Here is a 21,702-nt window from a genome sequence, read left to right as displayed (position 1 = left end):
GCGTTAACTAATAATAAAAATAAGTTAACACAAAGATAAAGCAAATGAAAACCATTGTCAATCTATTTTAGAATAAAAAAGGGAAATTGCTAGATTAGCCTAGCAATTTCTTGCCAAAATCATTACCATAAAGGTTCATTCATCGGGTCTTTCTCTTGTAGCTTAAACACATATGGCGCAATTTGATAATGGTAGAAGAACATGCCCACTAAAAAGAAAATGAGACCGATAACAAAATGATGGAAAACATGCTGTAGCATAATCAGCAGTGGCACTGGCATCGTCATTACACCACTGATTTGCATGGATTTTTTTGTGCGATATTGTTTTTGTCCACAATGAGGGCACACAATTTCACTATTTTTGCGATATAATTTACGTGCATCCTTCTCAGACCAACTCTCCCCACATTCAATACAAACAGGTAAACCATACCCCTTTTTCAATAGATAACGTTTGACAATAAATGTAGCGCCTATAAAAATGCTCAGTAAAATCATTCCTCTTACATAATCCGAAGCAAATAGTGACCACCAATGCCAATTATCGGACTGTAGGCTAGCCGCCTGATGGCCTGAACTCTGTTGCCCCTTCTGCTGTGTCAAGATATAGCTAAAACCGATAACAAAAATAGTAAAGGTTGCGAATACGATACGATACGTCCATTGACTACCTGCTTTGCGTTGAACTTTTCGTTGTGCTTTCTCCGCGATTATTTGTTTGCGCTGCTGTGAGAGCTTGACATCTTGTAGCTCCTTTAATAGTTCCTCTTTAAATTGATTCATGGCGTAGCACCTCCCAATCAAAGTCACCCATTGCTGTTGCTAATTGTTTACGAGCTCGCTGTAATCTTGTGCGAATCGTTGCTTCTGGACAGTGTACAAGCTGTGCAATTTCCACTGTCGACATCTCCTCAAAATAATACAAAATCAAGACCTCTCGATAGGCAACTGATAATGTAAACAGTGCCTCCACCAGCTCTTTTTTTACAGTTTTCTCTAGCATCTCCTTTTCAGGTGTCATAGCTGTTGTGCGCCCCGTGATCTTTTCAAACAATGTCAGTCGTTTACTTTTCCAACTTCGTAAATAATCGTGACTTCGATTAACCGTCATTTTCACTAAATATGTACGTAAGGATGCTTCCTGACGAAACTGTCCCTGCTTTTGATAAAAGGCGATGAACACATCCTGCACGATGTCCTCCGCCGTTGCCTTATTTTTTACATATAGATAGGCGACCTTTAATAAGTAATCACCGTGCTCCTCGATTATCTGTTCAATAGCCATCATTGCCATCACCTACTTTCTACACTACTGACGGTCACCATAATGAATGCGATTCATTTTATCAAAAAAAAATCCGTAATTTTTAAATCATTACGGATTTCTTCAAGCTAAATACCTATTTTTTGCATAGTAGAGACAACTTTGACCATTCGATCATCTAAATCGGTGCCTGTGAATCGAGGCAATCTCAGTTCATTCACGATAGCGCCATCAGACATAAAAAGGATACGCTCTGTTCTTGCGGCAATTTTTGGGTCATGGGTCACAAGCATCACCGTTGTGCCTTCACTATTGATGGAGGCTAATAAATCCATGATTTCCTGAGCAGACGTTGAATTCAATGCGCCTGTAGGTTCATCTCCAAAGATCACTTGCGGGTTGCTAATCAAGGCGCGGCAAATGCCTGCCCGTTGAAGCTGCCCACCAGAAACCTGTGTAATATCTCGCTTTGCCAAGTCTGCAATCCCCATTTTGTTCATAATCTGTAGTGCCCTTTCTGTCAAGGCCCTCACATTTTTTCGCTCATCACGCATCGCAGGTAACAGAATATTATCAAGGATATTTAAGCTTTTTAGAAAGGTCGGCTGCTGAAAGACAAAGCCCATTTTCGTTCTTCGCAAATCAGCCAGTTCTTTGTCACTTAATGTCGTTAAGTCCATTCCATCAAAGATGACCTGACCTTGATCAATACTGTCCATCCCGCTAAGGGCATACAACAGTGTCGATTTACCACAGCCTGATGGGCCCATAATGGAAATAAACTCCCCTTGATTGATGGCAACTGATACATCCAGTAAAACGGGATGTTGTTCTTTGCCTACCTGAAACGTCTTTGCTATTTGCTCACCACTTACGATATTCATAGGTTCTACTCCTTTATATGCTCAATAATTTTTACCTGCCCTGCCCTTGACGTACCAAATAGCGTAGCTAGCAGAACAACGCTTGTAAGCGCTAGTGGGCAAAAAACATACGCTGCTAGTGGATTAATCATAAAATCAAAGGAAGCCGCCCCGAATGAGGCAATGACCGTACTAGTTAAATATTCACCTAACGTGTTTGCGAGCAACGTCCCCATCGAGATAGCAAGCAGTAATACAAAAATCGAACGTGCAGCATATTGTGTAGCTATATCGACATTCGTGAATCCCAATGCCTTCATGATAGCGATGGGCGCTTGATCCTTCGCAATCAGCATATTCATAAATAATAATGTCACGAGCACACACAGCAATAAGGCAATGACGAGTGCTGCACGAGCTGCCTTTTCGATGGCATGAATCGTCGTACCAAAAGTTTGATGAATATAATCATCAATACCTGACACCTTGGCAAACGAGAAGGTTTTTGCATATTCCGCCCGTTTATCTGCAACAAGTGATGGATTAGCCATCGTACTATAGATGACACTCCACATGCTATCTGTAGACTGGTCAGAGAAAGCTGCCTTAGCAGTCTTACCGCCATTGGTAATATCTGAATAAATACCGCTGACCCTCAAATTTTTCTTCTCTCTATTAATGACCACTGCTAAACTATCGCCAACCTTTTTTTGAAGCTCCTCTGCATTGAGTACCGAAAGTGCCACTTCATTAGGAGCAACTGGAGCCTCTCCGTGTGCATATTCTAAGGGGAAAATCGTATGGTCACCCAGCTCTATTTTTAGGTTTTGCGCTGTTCCGTCCTTGGCAATCGTTGTGAATTTTTTTGTTGTCAAAACAGTGTAATTCTTAATGGCTGTGTCATGCTCAAGCCTATCCATCACCGCTGCCACCTGTTGTTCATTTTGCTTGCCTTGTGGGATATCAATTCGGATGTCACTGTTCCCAATACCCATATACGTAATAAAGCTTTTAGCTGCAATTGTGTTGTGTAAGTTTTGAGGGACGATAATAATAAATGTTGCCAATACTAATACTGCGAGCATTGTCGCATAAAGTGTTTTTCGTGATAATACATCCTTCATGCCAAGAAAAAGATTGATCGGTAGCCTTTTATTGGCGCTGAGGTTCAATAATTTTGCATGCTGCCCTTTTCCTTGTGTTGTGCCAAAACGCATAGCCTGCGTGGCTGATAGCTTGCGAAACTGTTTGAGTACTGATCGTACATAGCTCATAATCACGAAAAATACGAGCAACAATCCCAGACCCGTGAACAACCAAATGAGTGAAACTTTGTCCGTTTCTCCCATGAACAGACGGATATTTTCTAATAGAATATCTCGAAGGAAAAAGGAACAGGCAAAACCGAGCATACAACCAATCACAGCTATAACGCCATATTTGGCTAGATACATTTTCTGAATATCTGCCACTCGTAGGCCAATTGCTTTCATCACACCGATTTCTCGAGTATCCTCTTCAATTTTAGTGAGCAATGTAAATCGAATACACATAAACGCAATAGCGACTACAAGGACACTGATGAGCAAGATCACAGCAATCATAAGCCCATCTGATATGGCATTCAGCATTTGAAAAAGCTTATAGGTAATGGTTGGTCCATTTGCTTCTAACCCTGCACTTGTATAGGCTTCTTCAAAATTCTTTAAATCCGCCAAATTTTTCAAACGAAACTCAATTAAATATTCAACTGTTCCCGCTTCCTGGATTGCTGCATAATCTTGTTCACTGACAAGAAAGCGTTTGGAGGAAGCCAGCATTGAGTTCATCTGAGAATCCCTTAGAAATCCAGCTATTGTAAAGGTTTGATCTTGAACGATGACAGTATCCCCCAAGTCGGCAATACCGTCCTTCCAATAGCTTACAGGTACATAAATATCACCATTTGCCACTTCAATCACATGACCATCAAGATCAAGTAAATAATCAAATTTCTCACTTTGTGTGCTGAAACCATTGTCCTGCACACTATGTGCCAATGTGGTCCCCGCAATATGGATCTTCGAGCCCTCCACATTTAGAAATTCATTCATTTGATATTCATCTACATATTTATTTTGCTCTGCAAATTCAGTAAGCCGCACTTGATCGATTTCCCCTGCATGCATCTGAAGAAAATGAGACGTTTCTGCTTGTTTCATCAGTGTGTCAATTGCGCTTGTCAAATGGACCATAAGTACTGCTGATAGTGTGACAAGTAAAGCTGCTACCGCCACAAATAGCATGGTCATACCTGTAATTAGCTTGCTATTTGCCATATCATTTCGCACAATTTTCCAATACATAAGTCACCTCTTTGTATATTGTTAATCGCCATCAAATCTAACAAGACCTAAAATATTTAGTTCGGACTGCCTTCTCCTTTATTTCCAAACATTCGCATCATATACAATAAGCTACCACTTTCCACCCCTAGCATTCGTTCAATATTAAAAATTAATGCCGGAATACGAGCAGCTCTTTCCTCATCTGTCATCAACACGAGATCATCATCGAATACCGTATTGGTATAAGCGATAATCATTTCCATACACTCATAGGGATAAGGCGTTTGGTAAATACCTTGCTCAATGCCCTCCCGAATAATGGCAGTAAGGATTGGTGGCACTTGATTGATGACCACTTGCTGTATTTTACGGTGCATCAAGGCATTTTGCGGTCTATGAACATGCTCCATCATTTCCTGTCCACCCTGTTCATTTTGCATATTCAATGCCATGACAACGCGCAATATCCGCTCATTTACAGCTATAGTCTTGTCTGCTGCAACGTTTTTTGCCTTTGCGAGCATTGTGCTTGTATAACGCTCAATGAGCGCATCCATAATGTCTTCCTTAGATTTAAAGTGATAATAGAGGGTGCCTCGAGCAATGCCTACTTTTTCCAAAATATTACTCGTACTAGTGCCATCAAATCCCTTCTGTGCAAATAATTCATCCGCTGCATCTAATATTTCATTTCTGCGTTCTTCCGCTTTTTTTATTTCTCTCATAAGACAACTCCTTACAATTGACCGACTGCCTGTCGATATATCTTTTCTTTATCCTAGCATAGGACTACTTCTGTTGGCAATAATTTCTACAAAAAAAAAGAATCTGCTTTACGCAGATCCTTATTTTTGTAGTTCCTCGTTCTTCCGATATTCCAAAATATCGCCAGGCTGGCAATCCAATGCCTCACAAATAGCCTCTAATGTTGAAAAGCGGATGGCTTTGGCCTTGCCGTTTTTTAAAATCGAAAGGTTCGCCATCGTGATGCCAACTTTTTCTGAAAGCTCTGTAACACTCATTTTTCGTTTCGCCAGCATTACATCAATGTTAATGATCATTGCCATAGTATTCACCTCAAACCGTTAGATCATTTTCTGATTTGATATCGATGGCATTTTTTAGAAGCTTTTGCAGCACAGCAGCAAAGACTGCCACGACAAAGGAAGCAAAAATAATGACCATTCCAATAAGTATAAGACCTGGGGCATCGTCTACTTCCGCAGCATAGTATATCAGTGGCATGCCAACCACGTAAACACTACTAATAAGAATTGCACAATATTTGATCTTAATTAAAGCTTTCACTGACAGCTCTGAAAATGCAATGTTTTGGTCAATATAGCTTAATAGCTTGATCGTCGTAAATAGCGCAACAAAATAAGCAATAGCCGTTGCATAGACGCCAATTAAAGCAACAATGGTTAGAATGGGAGAATGCTCCACTGTATTCAAAGCAACACGAGGCACCACCCATACACATAAGGCAAGAACGGGTATACCTATTAGAAAAACAGCTATCTTTAAAAAGAGCGTTTCTCGTTTCATCTTACGCACCTCTTTTATTTATTCTCCTGTTTAATTTACCACATAATTTATCGTTTTTCAATAAATTTTTATTCCAATTCAAGATATAATAAGATATCCATTATTTGGTTTACTTTGCTTTTTATTGTGCTATAATCAATCCAACCATTGAAAAGGGGGTATTCGATGATTTATTCGCCAACCGAAAAGACGATAGAAACGACACGTTTAATACTTCGACTTTTTACGCAAGCAGATGCCCAAGAAGTAAGTGTTTTATGTAACAATTATGCGATCTATAAAAGCACATTGAGTTTACCATATCCTTATACATTAGAATGTGCATTATCGTGGATTTCCACGCATCAACAAAACTTTGAGGAAAATCGAAGTTACGAATTCGCGATAACAGACAAACAAAGTGGACAATTATATGGAGCGATAGGACTGTCAAATCAATCCCAACATCAAAGAGGAGAAATCGCTTATTGGATTGGAGAGCCCTATTGGGGTAATGGCTACGGAACAGAAGCTGCTCAAGCGATGATTGAATTTGCCTTTCAGGAGAAACAGTATCATCGTATTTATGCACGGTATTTCCATTCCAATCCCGCCTCTGGGAAAATTATGGAGAAATGTGGCATGCGCTATGAGGGAACATTAAAGGATCATATTTATAAAAACGGTACTTTTGAAGATATTGTGTTTTATGGCTTGCTTAATCCATCACACTAGCAACACGTTTACGAAAGAGGCACTTCCCGCGTAGATATGCCTCTCTCTCTTTTAAATACCATTTCCCACATCGCAATAATGATTATAGTGCGTAATTTGATTGCGGCCGTTACGCTTTGACTTATAGAGCGCTTCATCCGCATGCTGGATAAGCTCTTCTACTTTCTGAATTTTGCCATGATCATTCGTACTGACACCTATACTAAATTCCAACTGAACAGTTTGATTATTCACTGTTAGTGACAGTGCCGTTAAGGTTTGATACAGGTTGTCAGCCAATGTTTGCACTGATTCACCTTCCTTTACTTGACTCAACACAATGAATTCATCCCCACCAAAACGGGCAACAATGGACTCAAAGGGCTGAAAATAGTCCTGTAAAGTTTTGGCTGTATTCGTCAAAGCATCATCGCCAAATAAATGGCCATTCATGTCATTGATTTCTTTAAAATGGTCTAAATCCACCATCATCAAGGCCAATTGCTGATGATTTTCAGCCGCCTTTTCGACCATCTTTTTGGCCTGTTCATCAAAATAGCGACGATTGTAAATATTGGTCAGAGGATCAATATAGGCATTTTTTTCAAACTGCTTCTTATGATCGTTATATTCCATTTCAAACAATACATGTGAATAGTTTTCACGCTGGATTTCTAACAAAATATTTATATATTCCTTTTGTATCGCACATAATACAATTTTATTGCCTTGCTCCTCAATGAGCTTCACTAAAGAATTATAAATTAGTTGAAGTAGAGAAAGGTCATTGTTTTGTAAAGCATAATGCTTTGTCTTTTGATATAAATCGATGGCCTCACTTATACGTCCCTGTCTTTCACACAGGAAGGCATAGGCATTGAGTACCTCAAGTTGTACTTTCGAATAGGGTGGATGATGAATCGTTGCCATTAATTCTTGTAATATCGTATTGGCTTCCTCAAATTCTTCAAGCCAAATAAGTGCAACAGCTAGGTTTGTCTTCGGATGGATAATCCCTGTATAAGGCTCTTTATGCTTCATTTCAAACGCATTCGCATAATATAAACTCTTTAAGGCAAATTCCTTAGCTGTCCGATAGCTTCCCATGGATATTTCTAAGTCGCTCAGATTGTTATAGATTTTCCCCATGCTCTCCACGTGCTGGATTGCTTCAGCAATTTTTAAGCCTTTCAGCATCAACTCTTCTGATTTCTTTAAATGACCAAATGTTCCCCAATAAATGGCTGCTAAATTGTAATATTGAATTAAATCAATATCGTTGCCATGTTGAAAGGTTAACTCACGATATTGTTCAAGGACACTTATAGAAAGCTGTAAATCACCCGTTTGAAAATAACTGGCACAGCTATAACGTAATAGAAGGATAGCCTTATCATACATTTCAAGCTTAATGGCACTTTCAATTGCGGCACTACTTATTTCTATATATTCTAAAAAACGATCCGCATTATATAACTCATTAAGCGTAATCCATAGTTCTTCAAATTCTTGTGCGTTCATACCGCCCCTCCTTTTCTTCATCCTTACTTCTTTAATACTACCTTCGCCCTTAAAATATTACAATTCTTTGGACTCATTTATTTTTTTGGCATTAAGTAATTCAGCCTAATAAAGAAAATCACTGTGTATTTTTTCCTACATTCAATTAAAGGTTATTTTAACATGGTACTTTCACTATAATTTTCCCCTAAATAAAAAACAAGCCTCTTGCAAGAGACTTGTTAAGATTCTTCTATGCCTAGGATGGCTATTAATTCCTTCGCTCTATTGGCACTAAGGTGAATTTCTCCGCTACCAGCCTTTTGGAGATAAATTGAACCGCCATAGCCCTTCCACATTTCAATACGCACGCCTTCTACTTCAAATGAATATTCGGGTGGTCTTTTCATATAATTTGCGGGCTGCCAAGGGATATCCTGTAAAAACTGAGCAACCTCTTTGTTATTTTCTAGCTCAAGCATTTTTGTATTGATTGGCTCTAGTTTTTCCAGTTTAGATAATAAACCATATTTTCTGACGACCCCGTTTTCCTCCATACTGCCTGTTCCCATAGAAGTTAAAGTAATATAATCCCCCTGCTTGACAGGAAAATCATCCAGCACAGGATACCAATTGGCCTGTTCATATTTTTCAGCAAGTTGTTCTTCTGCCATATGATCAAGGTCCTCAGGAATCACCCCTTCAATAAATAAGAAAACATTCGATTCAACCTTTGCAACTGTTCCGACCATTGAAGAGCCATGTGAACTAGCCTGTAATACGATGTTATGCTCATTTTGAAAGGCTGTTGCCTGCTCAGTATAATGCGCTTGGAAATATCGTTTGGCATCAATATTGGCTACTTCTTGGTAAGCATAAAAAGTTGGATATTTTTCTTTATAGAAGGCATATAGCTTTGTTCTTGTTGTATACATTGGTAAAAGGGGTTCAAGATATGTTTCAACATACTGTTTCGGTGCTAATCCCTGAAATAGTGATTCGTATTCAGATGCTTGATAAAGCATTTCCAACTGTTCTACTTGCTTCTTGCTCTCCACCTCTAGCTCGGCCTTTGAATAATCAATCCCTAATGATTTTGCAAAATAGTAGGCGGCAACGAGCTTCTCATACGATAGATAGGCTTCCTCTTTATAAAATTCCTGCTCTTTTCCTGGCCACATTAGCCGATTAATACGTTCGAAATGCTCAAGCTGTCTTTCATGAAATAATGAGGATGTTTGCTCTGTTTCGTTTGTAAGAAGCTGCACCATCATAAACCCAACCATACAAAGTGTCAGTACAACGGTTAATAGGGTGAAACGAAAAGGCTTCCTTCTATTGATAGACTGTTGTAGTACATGTTTTTTGACTTGTTCTTTGCTTGCTGTCATATCACCAGCGACTTTGAGTAATTCCTTCTGTATTTCATTCATGTCTTAGCACCTCCCATTCCTCCTGCTTCAGATGAGGCTTTAATGCTTCTCTTGCCCGCTTCAGTCTTGTTTTCACCGTATTCTCTGCAATGCCAAGTAGCTGGGCAATATCACGAATCTTCATTTCTTCAAAATAATAAAGGATAATGGGCTCCCGATAGGTAAGTGAAAGCTTTAAAATAGCTGCCCCAATGTGAGACCGTTCCTCTGCTGCCACGAGCGCATCTCGTTGTCTATTCCCCTGAACAGGAAATATTTTTTCTTGTAATAGTAATTTCTTATAATGCCAGCTTTTTAAATAATCCTTGCTTTGATTAATCGTTAGAGTGGATAAATACGCACGCAACTGCCCACGTTCTTCATAGCCACGCTGGGAAAATTTAATAAAGACCTCTTGCACAATATCCTCAGCGGTTTGTCTGTTTTTCACATAAAAATAGGCGAGACGTAATAAATGTGCTGCATGTTCTTCGATTATTTCCTCAAGTATGCCGTCCACCTCCCCTTCTTACACTATAAACGACTGCCACTGAATGACCGTTTCATTTTTTCAACTTTTTCCTCAAGTATCTTGACCTTGGAGCATACTCCAATGTTAGGATGAATTTAGGAGGTACTTACATGAAAATTAAACAATTCGCTGAGAAATTTCAATTAACAACGGATACCGTTCGCTATTATGAAAAAGAAGGACTCTTACAGCCGCAAAAACAAGACAATGGCTACCGTGTGTATAATGCCATGTGTGAACATACAATGAAATTTATTATCGTTTTACGTCAGCTAGGCTTTACGCTCCAAGAAATTAAACATTTACTGACTCTCGAACAAAAGCCTATTTCAACAGCATGTAATGAGGAAACGGTACAGCTATTTTCAACAAAGATTGCCCAGATTGAGCAGCAACTACAATTCTACCAGCATGCGCTTCATTCGTTACAACTGACAAAAACGTTAATGGCTGACGGACAATACGAAGAAAACCAAGAAAAAATTTCCTTACTCATAGAGGATATGTATCAAAATTTACTGGAAGGTCGTGGTTAAATGTCACTACGTAAAATCATCTCAATAGAATATATCCTTGCTTTCATCATCACTGTTTCTTTCTATGGTCATCTAAATTTTCCATGGCTTTATTTTATTGTGTATTTATTGCTACCAGACATCACAATGGTTGGCTATCTCCTCAATACAAAAATAGGCGCTCTTTTCTATAATATGGGACATAGCTTTGTGCTACCTGCCATGTTGATGGTGATTGGTTTACTAACGACTACACCCATACTCCTGATGGCTGCCCTGATTTGGCTCGCACATATTTTCTTAGATCGTGCACTTGGCTATGGTTTAAAATATGAGGATGCTTTTAAGAAGACACATTTACAGCAGATTGCTTAATGAGGAGGAAAGTATGGCTAGCCATTTAACACTGCGATTTTTAGTAGAAATGGGTTAGAAAAATCTCCTAATTAAATGCTCTCTTGGGGTGGGATTACCATTATTCATCATCGGAATATGGAGTTGCTCTCTTTAAGCTAGCTGTTCTTGTTTTATATAAAACAGGCAGAACACTAATTACAAGCATGGTCATTTTCAGTCAACTAGTCTACTTTCTCTTGCATCAAAAAACCAGCCGCCCTGCACAAACAGGTGGCTGGTTTTAGCGAATTAAACTTATAATAGTATGCGGTTCATGTTTTATATCGTCATATTTATTGACCATATCCAACACGATAGCACCATCCTGTGTTATAGCATACACCCAGACGGCATGAGGATTTTGTTCTACATAATCCTTCCATGTAAATACTTCTGTAATTTTCGTCTGACGAAGTTGTGCCCCTTGCTCTATCAGTTCATTGAGCTGATGAATATCATGCTGAGCATCGACAAGAAGCTGTCCCCCGTATTTCCGTGAGTAATTTTTGGGGTCTGTAGTATGTAAAGCTGTTTGAAAAATATTGAGACGCCCTAATTCTGGAACAAAGTCTGCACAAACAAGGACATTATAGGCGTCCTGCTTTGTCGCTACAATTAGTTGATCATAGGGAGTTAAATCAACATAAAACTCTGTATGCTCGCTTAGAATATCACCTGTTTCTGTCTTAATACCATTTTGTCGAGCAGCAGATAAATCTTCCCATGCACGATCCATCATCAACACATCAATCCCGTTATTTTGCAGGGACGTTGCGAGCTGTGTTGTAAATGGAGAAGCGCCTACAATCACAATACCTCTCCCATTGGAAGCTTGTAGATCTAATTTTTTAGCAAGCCAGCCAATGCTAAAGCCATGGGCAACCACTGTCGCAAAAACAAGTGCTAATGTGAGCGCTGTTAATAATTGTGCACTTTGAAAACCTACGTCTTGTAGTGCCGTTGTAAAGTAACCTGAAACGGTTAATGCCACAATCCCTCTCGGTGCAATCCACCCAATTAAGGCCCGTTCTTCCAATGTTAAGCCCGTATTAATGGTCGCAATCCAAATCGATAACGGTCGAACAATAAACATCATCGCTAGCACGAATAGAAGCATACGCCAATCAACGATTTGCCATAACGTATCGATGGTTAAGGACGACGTCAGCATGATAAAGACACTTGAAATTAAAATAACCGAAATATTTTCTTTAAAATGCAACAGCTCATGATGACTTGTTAAATGCATATTGGCCATCACAAGCCCCATCACTGTCACAGCCAATAAGCCCGTTTCGTGCATGATGGCATCGCTTAGGGCAAAAACAAGTAAAATAGTAGCGAGTAACAAAGGTGATTTCAAAAACTCTGGAATCAAACCACGCTCCAAGCATTGCCCCATTACATAACCGACGCCCCCTCCTAACAGGGCGGCTAAAAAGGCGGAAACAAAGAAAACGGTAAGAGATGTCCCACCTTCTAAATGATATATGCCCAAAACGACCTGATACGCAAATAGTGCTAACAATGCGCCAAAAGGATCTACAACGATGCCTTCCCATTTTAAGATAGCTGCTGGTCGCTCCTTCAATTTTGCCTGTCTCAATAAAGGCAAAATAACGGTTGGACCTGTCACAATAAATAATCCACCAATGACAAAAGAGACTGGCCATGATAGCCCAGCAACAAAATGCGCGGCAGTAGAGCCTGCAATCCAAGCGATGCCTGCCCCTACTGTGGAAATACGCAATATAGACTTCTTAAAACCACGTATTTCTCGAAAATCAAGGCTTAAACTTCCTTCAAATAATATAACGGCAACTGCCAGAGAAATAATGGTATGAAAAATAGGGCCAAATGTCTCTTTTGGAGACACTAACCCAGTAAACGGACCAATAATCAGCCCAGCGATACTCATAATGACAATGGCAGGCATGCGAAAACGCCATGCTAACCACTGTGAAAATAAACCGATAAAAATAATAAAAGGTAACTGAAATAGTAAATTGTCAAACATATGTACCACCTACAATATCCTAGTATAAGTGTATATTCCCTCATTTTAGAAGGACTAAACCTGTTACCTTACATTATGTACGTATTGTACCAAAATTATCACTTTACCTTATCATGATCATGAACGTAATCACATTATAAAGCGCTGGTGCAACCAAAGCGAAAGCTAAACACACCACTGCAGCCCATTTTGTGTTCTTAATATCACGGTCATCGCCTGTCTTTAGATGATGAAAATAAGTTAATGTGAAATAAAAGCATAAAATCATAAACATGGGGAAAATGAGTTGTTGAGCAAAGCCATGTAGAAATGTAGCCACGGTTGAAACCTCCTATTAATATTCTCTTTATATAAATATTGTAATATACTAACTCTAGTTCTACCATAAAAAAAAGCAGGATCCTCCACGCTGATCCTGCTCCTAATTATTTAGATGAATCTTTTTAACAATGATTCATATAGACCCACCATTAATAATCCAATCAATATAGGAATGAGGGATGTAAAACTGAAATAAAAGCCTACATCCTGATATTGTCCCGTAAAGTTAAATTGTAGCCAAGACACCTCATATGTTTCCCCTACCCCATATAAGAAAATAGTGGTAAATAAAAATAATGCCAGACATTTTAGTCCTTGCGCTTTTTTCATAGTATCACCTCATTGTACAACGGTCATTTGTTGCGCATAGCTTAAAAGATCCTCAACTGTTATTTCTGGATTTTGCCCAACCATACTATATTGGTAGCCGTTTTCTTGCCAAGCAAGGGAACGGAAATTTTCACCATCCATAACTGTCCCTTTTTGTCCACGAATATCTATTTCTTTTTCATTTAGAATGGGACCAATATCTGTAACGCTAGCATCTGCTTTAAAAATCGTGACAAAAAAGGCTAACTCTCCATCTAAAACATAATCGAAAGAGTATTCTGGTCGTTCCTCTATCCCTTTAACCATGGTTATGTTATCTAACGCTAGACCATTTACTTCTGGCACTAATAAAAACTTTTCAAGCTGCTGCTTTACGTCGTCCAAAGAAATGGATGCTGAAGTGTCCTGTCCGCTAATTTCCTGAATCGTTACATCCTTTGGAAGATCTAGTGTAAATTGTTGAGCATCTATTTTTTCACCAAAATTAATCTTAGAATACTCCGTGATCATATGAGTACCTGCACTATCTGTCTTCATTTTTAATGTCAGCCAAGTTTTTTTGTCAATCCATGCTTCGATATCGCCAAATAACGATTCCGATTTCTTCGTTTTTGCGACGATTTTATACGTATCTCTACCTGCAACCTTCTCTTCTCCTGCTATCTTAATATCATGCGTATCTTTAACCATATTAAAAATAAGCTGTACCTGATCTTTAGGTGATTGCAAGCTGTCTAATTCATGTTGTGAATAATCCATTGTGTAGGCTGTCTTTTCAGTGACATCATAGCTAATCACTTTAGCGTCATTTTTGACTGTGATAACATGTTCTCCATTATCACCTGTCATTTCTATCCGTCTATTGCTATCCTTTACCCATTCCTTCACTTGAGCTTTACCACCTAGCTCTCCCATATCTAACGTGTATTCGCCATAGTAAGTGAGTGGCTCTTTCGATTCTTGAAGGGCTTGGTCGATAATTTCCTGAGGTGTATAAGATGGCTCTGAATTACAGCCCACTAAACTAAATGTCATCACAGCAATTAAGCCTGCTGCTTGGCAAGATTTTTTCCAATTCATCATTCATTTACTCCTTTATAAGGTGGTAGCCAGCAAATTACCGCTGTTCCAATGTTCTCTTTAGAAAGCAGTTCGACAGTGCCACCATGTTTTTCAATAATTTGTTTTGTAATATTTAAGCCTAGTCCTGTTCCTCGTTCACCAGCCTTTGATCTCGCATAATCTGCTTGATACATAGGCTCGAATAATTTTACAATGTCCTGCTGTGGTATACCTCTTCCGTGATTTTGTACAATGATATACATACCCTCTTGCTTGTTTAAAGCCGACTTCAAGAAGTCAAAGCCCCATTTGGGATCATTTCCAGCATTGACTGCCGCTAAGCCGATTGTTGTCCCCTTTTCCCCATAACGCCATGCATTGCTTAATAAATTATCAATGACACGCTGAAGTTGTTTAGGATGCACAGCATAGAGCCCATCCACGGCACAGCAGACTTTTAATGTAAATCCTTCTTCCTCACATAAAGGTTCATAGTCAGACAAGGCCATGTCAAAAAATTCTTCTCCATCCACAGCAATGAGCTCTAATGTATAGTTCGTTGATTGAAGTAATGTAAACATCATTAAATCCTCTAGCATATGCTTCATCCGATCTGCCTTCGTAACGATGACCTGCTGATATTCTGCTTCCTGCTGTTCTGACAAGCCTTTATTTTGTAAAGATTCCGCATAGGCTTGGATGGCTGTAAGGGGTGTTTTCAAATCATGGGAAATACTTGCAATCATCATTTCTTTTTGCTGTTGTTCCGCTTTTAAAGAAGCCCGAGTCTTTTCAATTTCATCCTGCATCGCCTCAAATGTTTTGGCGAGTGCCCCAATCTCATCTTTTCTTACGCTTAGATTTGATTTAACATGCTGACCTTTCGCAAAATTACGCATTTGCTGCATCAGTTCACGTAATGGCCGATTCAATTTCCGATGAAGCAACAAGATGACAGTTAAATAAATGATAAGAAACAACAGAATCGTGCTTGCGATGACAAGCCACGAACGCTTTTCTACACCCTTTACCCAATCTGTTCGTAGTAATTGAATTTCATAGATGCCAAGCAAATCACCTTTTAGATATACAGGCTCCTTGTATGTAAAGGCGTTATATGCTTGCTGTAAATCATATAAACCATTTAACATACGCTCTTTCCCTACATAGCCCGTTAGCAAGGGGTTGGAGGAATATAAAACATAGCCAGATTTCGTATAGAGGGTTATCGCCAGCTGCTCATTGCTAAGTTCCTCTATCTCCTCAAAATCGGCATTTTTTTGATAAAGCACTGGATTGTCAACGACATCTTTTACCTGATTTAGCTCTGTCCACTTGTCAAAGTACTCCGCCACATTTTTATCTTGGTAATAAGCATTAATCCACACATAAAGGCTATAAGCTCCTACTATGGGTAATACCATTACAATAAAAAACATAATTAGTAACCACGCTTTTATTTTCATAATGGTTCACCAATAAAACGGTAGCCCTTACCCCACACAGTTTGAATGAAATTTGGGTTTTTCACAGAATCCTTGAGCTTTTCTCGCAGTGCCTTAATATGCACTGTGACAGTATGAGTGTCCTCTAACGTTGCTTGCTGCCAAATATGCTGATACAGTTCTTCTTTTGTAAAGGTTTGACTCGGATTTTTAGCTAGCAGCCTAACAAGAGCAAACTCCTTTTGAGTTAATGCAATTTCTTGTTGATAAACACATACTATTTGTCGTTGCCAATCTATTGTTAATCCATTCGCATAGGCAGTATGCTCTTCTATCACGTCTTGCTTGTGGTAGCGTCGCCATCGTCTAAGATGAGAGGCAACTCGTGCCTTTAATTCTTCTAAGCTAAATGGTTTAGCTATATAATCGTCTGCCCCCTGCAAGCCCTCCACCTTATCCGCATCTTCCTTGCGGGCACTCATCATTAGGATCGGCACATCACTCTCCCAACGGATATTTTGACAAACCGTTAACCCATCCATTTCTGGCAGCATCCAATCCACTAGCACTAAATCGAAAGGTTGCGTTTGAAAATCTGCCAGTCCCTCAAGGCCCGTAGTAGACCATGTCACATAATAGCCTTCCTGCTCTAGCGTATCCTTCACAATGCGTCCAATTGCTGTATCATCCTCAATCAGTAGTAACTTTTCCTTCATCATTTTCCTCCTGTATTCACCTTACTACGGAAAAAACGATTTTCTCCGAACTTTACACTTTCTTTATAATTACCTTAGAGCGTATCCGCACTTTACACAAGTGGAGGAGGCTACCGATTTCACCGAAGCAGTTTTTCTTCCTGCCCGGGCTATCCGCCACTTTTGTGGGGCTATCCTTCACTTTGCCGGTTCTATCCGCTACATCCTTCATTTTTATCCTATCACCTGCTTCCATTTTCCAGCACAAAAAAAGGAATGCACTGTGATTGTGCATTCCTTAGCGAACTAGAAAAATAAACTTAAAATATAGTAAATCAATGCTGCCATGACAGCAGAGATTGGCATCGTGATGACCCATGTTGTAACGATTTTACGTGCCATCCCCCATTTAACTCCTTTAACACGGTGTGCTGTTCCGACACCCATGATGGATGAAGAAATAACATGTGTTGTAGAAACTGGTAAATGGATTAAAGTGGCTCCAAAGATAATCGATGCAGAAGCTAAGTCTGCCGCTACCCCATTTACTGGGCGGATTTTCATGATTTTACCGCCAACGGTTTTGATAATTTTATAACCTCCGACAGATGTACCAAGACCCATCGCAGTTGCTGCAGCAAAACGTACCCAGAAAGGAATATCATCTCCTTGGTGTAGACCGCCCGCGATTAGCGCAAGGGTAATAATCCCCATCGCCTTCTGCGCATCATTTGTCCCGTGTGTAAAGGATTGTAAGGCTGCTGTCCCAATTTGCATTGTACGGAAGCCTTTATTCGTGCGATATAAATTCATATCTTTGAAGATGACCTTTAATAATGTCATCATCAGGAAACCAGCTGCGAATGCTAGTAATGGTGAAAAAATAAGTGCTTGAAGAATTTTAATAAACCCAGCATAGTTCAAAATATCAAATCCTGCTGCGGCAATAGCTGCCCCTGCAACAGAACCAATCAATGTATGAGAAGAACTTGATGGAATCCCAAAATACCATGTTAATAAATTCCATGTAATGGCAGATAATAGGGCTGCTAAAATAACAACAGAACCTGTAATATCGCCATCATAGGCATTTAAAGAAAATGGGTCCACAATATCTTTTGTTAAGGCTTTGGCTACCCCAACGAATGTAATCGCTCCGACGAAGTTCATTACCGCTGCCATATAAACCGCAGTACGTGGCTTTAAGGCACGGGTAGATACAGAAGTAGCAATCGCATTGGCTGTATCATGGAAGCCGTTAATAAAGTCGAACACAAGTGCGAAAATAACGACTAATATGGTGATTAATAAGATCGTATCCATTTCGTACACTCCATCTTATGCATTACGCATAATTATTGTTTCAATTGTGTTTGCTACTGTTTGACAGCTGTCCGCAATGTCTTCAAATTGCTCATAAATATCCTTGAAAACAATCAAACGCATTGGATCTTTTTCTTGGATGAATAATTGCTTCATTGAGGAACGGAAAATTTCATCACATTCACGTTCATTGTCCTTAATTTGAATAGCATGTTTACGCATTTCCACAAGCTTTTTACTATTTAACAGTTCCATGGCTTGTACCATTTCATCTGTACTCTTCGCAATATATGTGAGGAATTGGCGCATTGGCTCTGTTACTTCTGTTAGATTGTACATATTGAAGTGCGCAATACAGCCTTCCATTCCATCAATTACATCATCTAATTTATTGGCTAAAGCTAAAATATCTTCACGCTCAATTGGCGTCATAAAAGATTTATTCAGCATAACAATTAGCTCATGGATTAATTTATCGCCACTTGTTTCATATTGCTTCATTGTATCTGCGATTTCTTTTAATGCATCTATATCTTGAATACGTGCATTATGAGCATAGTAAATACCCTCATTCACGTTTTTCGCGATTTTTAATAGTGACTGAAAAAATGGATCTTGCTTGTTTGAGTTGAACATCCTGTTCCTCCTGTTGAAAAAATATTGTCGATTTCTGAACCATCATAACAAAACATTTACACAATTCAACAAAATTTTAAACACTTAGCTGTTGATTTTACAAAACTGTAATATAAAATTTGCCACATTTATTTTAATGCTATTTTCCAAGTTGCAAACGTTGGAAATCAAATATTAAAAATCACGATTTTTTCTTTAAAAATGACTATTTTTTCTTTTATTTTTATAAAAATACTTGAAATAAACTTTTTTCTGCTTATTTGTTTACCTTGTGAAATGTTAAGGAATTGTAAACAAAATTTACATGAAAATGTTGGAATTTCATTGTGATTTTTTGACTTTCGCAGTACGCTATGTTAAAACGCGATGAAGAAAGATGGGAGCATATTTATGGATATTGATTTACTTTCACTCACAATATTATTACTACTTGCTTTTATCGCCTCTTTTTTAAATGCGATTGTTGGAGGTGGTGGGCTCATCTCCTTACCTGCATTAATGGCTGTTGGTTTACCTCCAAGTACAGCTATTGCCACAAATAAACTGGCCAATACCATTAGTAATGGTACAAGTATGCTAACTTTTTTACGTGCAGGTAAAGTAGACTTCAAGAAAATTGGAAAAATCCTCCCCTTTATCTTTGTAGGATCTTTACTCGGTGCCTTTACTGTCCATCTTGTATCCCCCGCTATTTTAAAACCACTTATGCTTGTTATGCTCGTCCTTGTAGCTGCTTATACAATGTTTAAAAAAGATTGGGGACAGCAATATCAAGAACGTGTACTTAGCACAGCTAAAAATTTAGCCTTTATAGGTGCATTTGCAGCTATTGGCTTTTACGATGGCTTTTTTGGACCAGGTACGGGTTCATTTTTTATTTTTATTTTATTAATGATGGGCTATGATTTCCTCCAAGCTGCTGGTAATGCGAAGGCTTTTAATTTTACCTCAAATTTAGCGGCATTAATCATGTTTTTAGTTTTAGGAGAAGTTCATTTTCTCTATGGTTTTTCAATGGGCTTTGTCATGATCTTTGGGGCAATTCTTGGATCCAAATTTGCGCTGAAGCGTGGAACGAGCATGATGCGTGTCATTTTTATTGTCATGACATGTTTATTGATTTTGAAAAATGCCTGGGATTATCTCTTCTGAGACCACCAATTTTCAGTCAATTGACAAAAAATATTAGCGTGCTATAATACTTTTGGGCTTCACCGCATTGAAGCGCAGAAGTATGTATTAGGAGGATTCACATGTTTCGAATAGAAGCAAAGAGTAACCCTCGATTTCTTGAGGCAAGCTTTATCACTATTTTAATTATTGCCATAATGGCTTATAGTATTGGCTATTTAAAGGCTACGCCACATATCCCAATTTTTCTTGTGATTGCCATTTTACTCGCTTATGGACTACTGAAAAAAATACCCTTTCGCGATCTTGAAGGTGGTATGATTGCGGGTGCTAGCGCTGGACTTGGCGCCGTTTTTATTTTCTTTTTTATCGGCATTTTAATTTCAAGCTGGATTATGGGAGGAACGATCCCAACCCTTATCTATTATGGCTTTTTAACTGTTTCGCCAAATTTTTTCTTTGCCATCGTGTTTTTAATTTGTAGTATCGTTGGTATTTCTATTGGAAGCTCCCTGACAACTGTCGCGACGGTTGGTGTGGCATTTATGGGCATTGCCGGTGCCATGGATATCTCACTAACCATTACTGCTGGAGCGATTGTTTCTGGGGCCTTCTTTGGTGATAAAATGTCACCCTTATCCGATACAACCAATCTTGCTTCTGGTACAGTTGGTGTAGACCTTTTTGAGCATATTAAAAATATGGGCTGGACAACCATTCCTGCTTTTCTTATCTCCTTTGTAATCTATGCTATTATCTCGCCAACAGGAGCTGCTACATCCTTTGAGACTGTGGAACAATTCAAAGAAGGTTTATTGTCTACAGAACTTATTCATTGGTATACATTATTGCCAATTGTTGTTCTTGTTATCATGACTTTTTATAAGGCACCAGCAATCATTACATTGGCTGTTGTATCCATTATTGGAGTAGGCCTTGGCTCTCTACTTGACCCAGTTCCCGCTTCAGATATCTTCAAGATTCTGTTTGATGGCTATGTCTCTCAAACTGGTAATAAAGATGTAGACGCCTTGCTCACTCGTGGTGGGATGAATAGTATGCTATTTACAATCGCGCTTGTTCTACTTGCTTTAACAATGGGTGGCCTTTTATTCACATTAGGCATTATTCAAAGCATTTTAGCGAAGGTACAAAGTTTATTTAAAAGTGCTGGATCGGTTATTACCGGTGCTGCGATCACTGGCATCGGTGTCAATACATTGATCGGTGAACAGTACCTATCCATTCTATTAACTGGTGAGGCCTTTAAGGCTCAATTTGCAAAGGTTGGTCTTGCACCAAAAAACCTTTCACGCGTCATGGAGGATGCAGGTACGGTCGTCAACCCACTTGTGCCTTGGAGTGTTTGTGGTATTTTTATCGCAAGTGTCCTCGGTATTTCCACATTGGATTACCTACCGTTCACCTTCTTCTGTTTACTTGGGCCAATTCTTACGATCATGTTTGGCTGGAGTGGCAAAACATTAACAAAGCTTTAACCATAACAAAAGGTAGCTGAAAAAACATCAGCTACCATTTTATTTTACTCAAAAATTTTATGGACTTCATTTTTCATCGATTGGAAATTTGATAGCGTGTAAAGCTAGCTGTTGTAGAAAAAGCTATCATTCCAATTTGGAATCAAAATTCATGATCTTTCGCATTTCTGATGGTTGTCCTCCTTTGCTAT

The 21,702-nt window shown here is 39.0% G+C and carries 23 protein-coding genes; 5 read left to right on the top strand and 18 right to left on the bottom strand.

From position 1 onward, the window contains the following. Positions 1–122 precede the first annotated feature (122 nt). The 7 genes from LCP48_RS09380 to LCP48_RS09350 form a co-directional block, all read right to left on the bottom strand. Entirely contained in the window at positions 123–785 is a 663-nt protein-coding gene (locus LCP48_RS09380; protein WP_004229033.1) for a TIGR04104 family putative zinc finger protein, read from the bottom strand. After that, the gene (locus LCP48_RS09375; protein ID WP_004229035.1) at positions 772–1,290 is read right to left on the bottom strand and encodes a sigma-70 family RNA polymerase sigma factor; all 519 of its coding nucleotides are present in this window, start codon (positions 1,288–1,290) and stop codon (positions 772–774) included. Before LCP48_RS09375 ends, LCP48_RS09380 begins: the two co-directional genes overlap by 14 nt. Before the next feature lie 104 nt (positions 1,291–1,394). Continuing rightward, the gene (locus LCP48_RS09370) at positions 1,395–2,150 is read right to left on the bottom strand and encodes an ABC transporter ATP-binding protein (RefSeq protein ID WP_054550916.1); all 756 of its coding nucleotides are present in this window, start codon (positions 2,148–2,150) and stop codon (positions 1,395–1,397) included. A 5-nt stretch (positions 2,151–2,155) separates the two neighbouring features. After that, positions 2,156–4,474, bottom strand: coding sequence for an ABC transporter permease (locus tag LCP48_RS09365; RefSeq protein ID WP_225340890.1), 2,319 nt, complete (start codon positions 4,472–4,474; stop codon positions 2,156–2,158). Between the two features lie 56 nt (positions 4,475–4,530). Continuing rightward, positions 4,531–5,181 (bottom strand): TetR/AcrR family transcriptional regulator, encoded by a 651-nt coding sequence (locus tag LCP48_RS09360; protein WP_225340889.1) that lies wholly within the window; start codon positions 5,179–5,181, stop codon positions 4,531–4,533. Between the two features lie 120 nt (positions 5,182–5,301). Further along, complete coding sequence (locus tag LCP48_RS09355) at positions 5,302–5,523, bottom strand: helix-turn-helix domain-containing protein (RefSeq protein WP_004229042.1); 222 nt, start codon at positions 5,521–5,523, stop codon at positions 5,302–5,304. A 10-nt stretch (positions 5,524–5,533) separates the two neighbouring features. Continuing rightward, positions 5,534–6,004 (bottom strand): DUF2975 domain-containing protein, encoded by a 471-nt coding sequence (locus tag LCP48_RS09350; RefSeq protein WP_004229044.1) that lies wholly within the window; start codon positions 6,002–6,004, stop codon positions 5,534–5,536. Between the two features lie 165 nt (positions 6,005–6,169). Here LCP48_RS09350 and LCP48_RS09345 point away from each other — a divergent pair, with 165 nt between their 5' ends. Next, complete coding sequence (locus LCP48_RS09345; RefSeq protein ID WP_004229045.1) at positions 6,170–6,718, top strand: GNAT family N-acetyltransferase; 549 nt, start codon at positions 6,170–6,172, stop codon at positions 6,716–6,718. 51 nt (positions 6,719–6,769) lie between these two features. Here LCP48_RS09345 and LCP48_RS09340 read toward each other — a convergent pair whose 3' ends face one another. From LCP48_RS09340 to LCP48_RS09330, 3 genes are all read right to left on the bottom strand, one after another. Next, entirely contained in the window at positions 6,770–8,218 is a 1,449-nt protein-coding gene (locus tag LCP48_RS09340) for a tetratricopeptide repeat-containing diguanylate cyclase (RefSeq protein WP_004229047.1), read from the bottom strand. A gap of 221 nt (positions 8,219–8,439) precedes the next feature. After that, positions 8,440–9,630, bottom strand: coding sequence for a hypothetical protein (locus LCP48_RS09335; RefSeq protein ID WP_009370945.1), 1,191 nt, complete (start codon positions 9,628–9,630; stop codon positions 8,440–8,442). Then, complete coding sequence (locus tag LCP48_RS09330) at positions 9,623–10,129, bottom strand: sigma-70 family RNA polymerase sigma factor (RefSeq protein ID WP_004229050.1); 507 nt, start codon at positions 10,127–10,129, stop codon at positions 9,623–9,625. The genes LCP48_RS09335 and LCP48_RS09330 overlap by 8 nt, the downstream gene beginning before the upstream one ends. A 122-nt stretch (positions 10,130–10,251) precedes the next feature. On the opposite strand from LCP48_RS09330, the gene LCP48_RS09325 reads away from it, so the two are divergent. Then, positions 10,252–10,677: a MerR family transcriptional regulator gene (locus LCP48_RS09325; RefSeq protein WP_004229052.1), complete on the top strand. Its 426-nt coding sequence runs from the start codon at positions 10,252–10,254 to the stop codon at positions 10,675–10,677. After that, a complete protein-coding gene (locus LCP48_RS09320) occupies positions 10,678–11,031 on the top strand; it encodes a DUF4260 domain-containing protein (protein ID WP_004229054.1) in 354 nt (117 codons plus the stop codon). A 262-nt stretch (positions 11,032–11,293) separates the two neighbouring features. Here the strand turns inward: LCP48_RS09320 and LCP48_RS09315 are convergent, their stop codons facing one another. The 8 genes from LCP48_RS09315 to LCP48_RS09280 all read right to left on the bottom strand — a co-directional run bounded on the left by LCP48_RS09315 (position 11,294) and on the right by LCP48_RS09280 (position 18,881). Further along, positions 11,294–13,069 (bottom strand): cation:proton antiporter, encoded by a 1,776-nt coding sequence (locus tag LCP48_RS09315; protein WP_225340888.1) that lies wholly within the window; start codon positions 13,067–13,069, stop codon positions 11,294–11,296. A 103-nt stretch (positions 13,070–13,172) separates the two neighbouring features. Further along, positions 13,173–13,388 (bottom strand): hypothetical protein, encoded by a 216-nt coding sequence (locus LCP48_RS09310; RefSeq protein WP_004229061.1) that lies wholly within the window; start codon positions 13,386–13,388, stop codon positions 13,173–13,175. 110 nt (positions 13,389–13,498) lie between these two features. Next, complete coding sequence (locus LCP48_RS09305; protein ID WP_009370944.1) at positions 13,499–13,720, bottom strand: hypothetical protein; 222 nt, start codon at positions 13,718–13,720, stop codon at positions 13,499–13,501. 9 nt (positions 13,721–13,729) lie between these two features. After that, positions 13,730–14,803: a LolA family protein gene (locus tag LCP48_RS09300; RefSeq protein WP_009370942.1), complete on the bottom strand. Its 1,074-nt coding sequence runs from the start codon at positions 14,801–14,803 to the stop codon at positions 13,730–13,732. Next, the gene (locus LCP48_RS09295; protein ID WP_004229065.1) at positions 14,800–16,248 is read right to left on the bottom strand and encodes a HAMP domain-containing sensor histidine kinase; all 1,449 of its coding nucleotides are present in this window, start codon (positions 16,246–16,248) and stop codon (positions 14,800–14,802) included. Before LCP48_RS09295 ends, LCP48_RS09300 begins: the two co-directional genes overlap by 4 nt. Beyond that, positions 16,245–16,943 carry a response regulator transcription factor gene (locus tag LCP48_RS09290; protein WP_004229072.1) on the bottom strand — a complete coding sequence of 233 codons (699 nt, stop codon included), beginning with the start codon at positions 16,941–16,943 and terminating at the stop codon, positions 16,245–16,247. The genes LCP48_RS09295 and LCP48_RS09290 overlap by 4 nt, the downstream gene beginning before the upstream one ends. Positions 16,944–17,228: 285 nt before the next feature. Next, positions 17,229–18,245 (bottom strand): inorganic phosphate transporter, encoded by a 1,017-nt coding sequence (locus LCP48_RS09285; RefSeq protein ID WP_004229076.1) that lies wholly within the window; start codon positions 18,243–18,245, stop codon positions 17,229–17,231. 15 nt (positions 18,246–18,260) lie between these two features. After that, a complete protein-coding gene (locus LCP48_RS09280) occupies positions 18,261–18,881 on the bottom strand; it encodes a DUF47 domain-containing protein (RefSeq protein ID WP_004229078.1) in 621 nt (206 codons plus the stop codon). A gap of 390 nt (positions 18,882–19,271) precedes the next feature. Between LCP48_RS09280 and LCP48_RS09275 the strand changes: the two genes are divergently transcribed. Then, the gene (locus tag LCP48_RS09275; RefSeq protein WP_004229080.1) at positions 19,272–20,033 is read left to right on the top strand and encodes a sulfite exporter TauE/SafE family protein; all 762 of its coding nucleotides are present in this window, start codon (positions 19,272–19,274) and stop codon (positions 20,031–20,033) included. 101 nt (positions 20,034–20,134) lie between these two features. After that, positions 20,135–21,511, top strand: coding sequence for a Na+/H+ antiporter NhaC (gene nhaC, locus LCP48_RS09270; RefSeq protein WP_004229084.1), 1,377 nt, complete (start codon positions 20,135–20,137; stop codon positions 21,509–21,511). Positions 21,512–21,702 lie beyond the last annotated feature (191 nt).

Origin of the sequence: Lysinibacillus capsici, assembly GCF_020217405.1 — a bacterium.
Classification (GTDB): Bacteria; Bacillota; Bacilli; order Bacillales_A; family Planococcaceae; genus Lysinibacillus; species Lysinibacillus capsici.
This window is presented reverse-complemented; position numbering and strand designations above follow the sequence as displayed.

Coding starts and splice junctions, on each gene's coding strand:
- LCP48_RS09325 (WP_004229052.1), top strand. CDS start 10,252: ATGAAAATTAAACAATTCGCTGAGAAATTTCAATTAACAACGGATACC.
- LCP48_RS09370 (WP_054550916.1), bottom strand. CDS start 2,150: ATGAATATCGTAAGTGGTGAGCAAATAGCAAAGACGTTTCAGGTAGGC.
- LCP48_RS09290 (WP_004229072.1), bottom strand. CDS start 16,943: ATGAAGGAAAAGTTACTACTGATTGAGGATGATACAGCAATTGGACGC.
- LCP48_RS09340 (WP_004229047.1), bottom strand. CDS start 8,218: ATGAACGCACAAGAATTTGAAGAACTATGGATTACGCTTAATGAGTTA.
- LCP48_RS09355 (WP_004229042.1), bottom strand. CDS start 5,523: ATGGCAATGATCATTAACATTGATGTAATGCTGGCGAAACGAAAAATG.
- LCP48_RS09295 (WP_004229065.1), bottom strand. CDS start 16,248: ATGAAAATAAAAGCGTGGTTACTAATTATGTTTTTTATTGTAATGGTA.
- LCP48_RS09315 (WP_225340888.1), bottom strand. CDS start 13,069: ATGTTTGACAATTTACTATTTCAGTTACCTTTTATTATTTTTATCGGT.
- LCP48_RS09365 (WP_225340890.1), bottom strand. CDS start 4,474: ATGTATTGGAAAATTGTGCGAAATGATATGGCAAATAGCAAGCTAATT.
- LCP48_RS09375 (WP_004229035.1), bottom strand. CDS start 1,290: ATGATGGCTATTGAACAGATAATCGAGGAGCACGGTGATTACTTATTA.
- LCP48_RS09360 (WP_225340889.1), bottom strand. CDS start 5,181: ATGAGAGAAATAAAAAAAGCGGAAGAACGCAGAAATGAAATATTAGAT.
- LCP48_RS09380 (WP_004229033.1), bottom strand. CDS start 785: ATGAATCAATTTAAAGAGGAACTATTAAAGGAGCTACAAGATGTCAAG.
- LCP48_RS09300 (WP_009370942.1), bottom strand. CDS start 14,803: ATGATGAATTGGAAAAAATCTTGCCAAGCAGCAGGCTTAATTGCTGTG.
- LCP48_RS09335 (WP_009370945.1), bottom strand. CDS start 9,630: ATGAATGAAATACAGAAGGAATTACTCAAAGTCGCTGGTGATATGACA.
- LCP48_RS09350 (WP_004229044.1), bottom strand. CDS start 6,004: ATGAAACGAGAAACGCTCTTTTTAAAGATAGCTGTTTTTCTAATAGGT.
- LCP48_RS09345 (WP_004229045.1), top strand. CDS start 6,170: ATGATTTATTCGCCAACCGAAAAGACGATAGAAACGACACGTTTAATA.
- LCP48_RS09280 (WP_004229078.1), bottom strand. CDS start 18,881: ATGTTCAACTCAAACAAGCAAGATCCATTTTTTCAGTCACTATTAAAA.
- nhaC (WP_004229084.1), top strand. CDS start 20,135: ATGTTTCGAATAGAAGCAAAGAGTAACCCTCGATTTCTTGAGGCAAGC.
- LCP48_RS09305 (WP_009370944.1), bottom strand. CDS start 13,720: ATGAAAAAAGCGCAAGGACTAAAATGTCTGGCATTATTTTTATTTACC.
- LCP48_RS09320 (WP_004229054.1), top strand. CDS start 10,678: ATGTCACTACGTAAAATCATCTCAATAGAATATATCCTTGCTTTCATC.
- LCP48_RS09275 (WP_004229080.1), top strand. CDS start 19,272: ATGGATATTGATTTACTTTCACTCACAATATTATTACTACTTGCTTTT.
- LCP48_RS09285 (WP_004229076.1), bottom strand. CDS start 18,245: ATGGATACGATCTTATTAATCACCATATTAGTCGTTATTTTCGCACTT.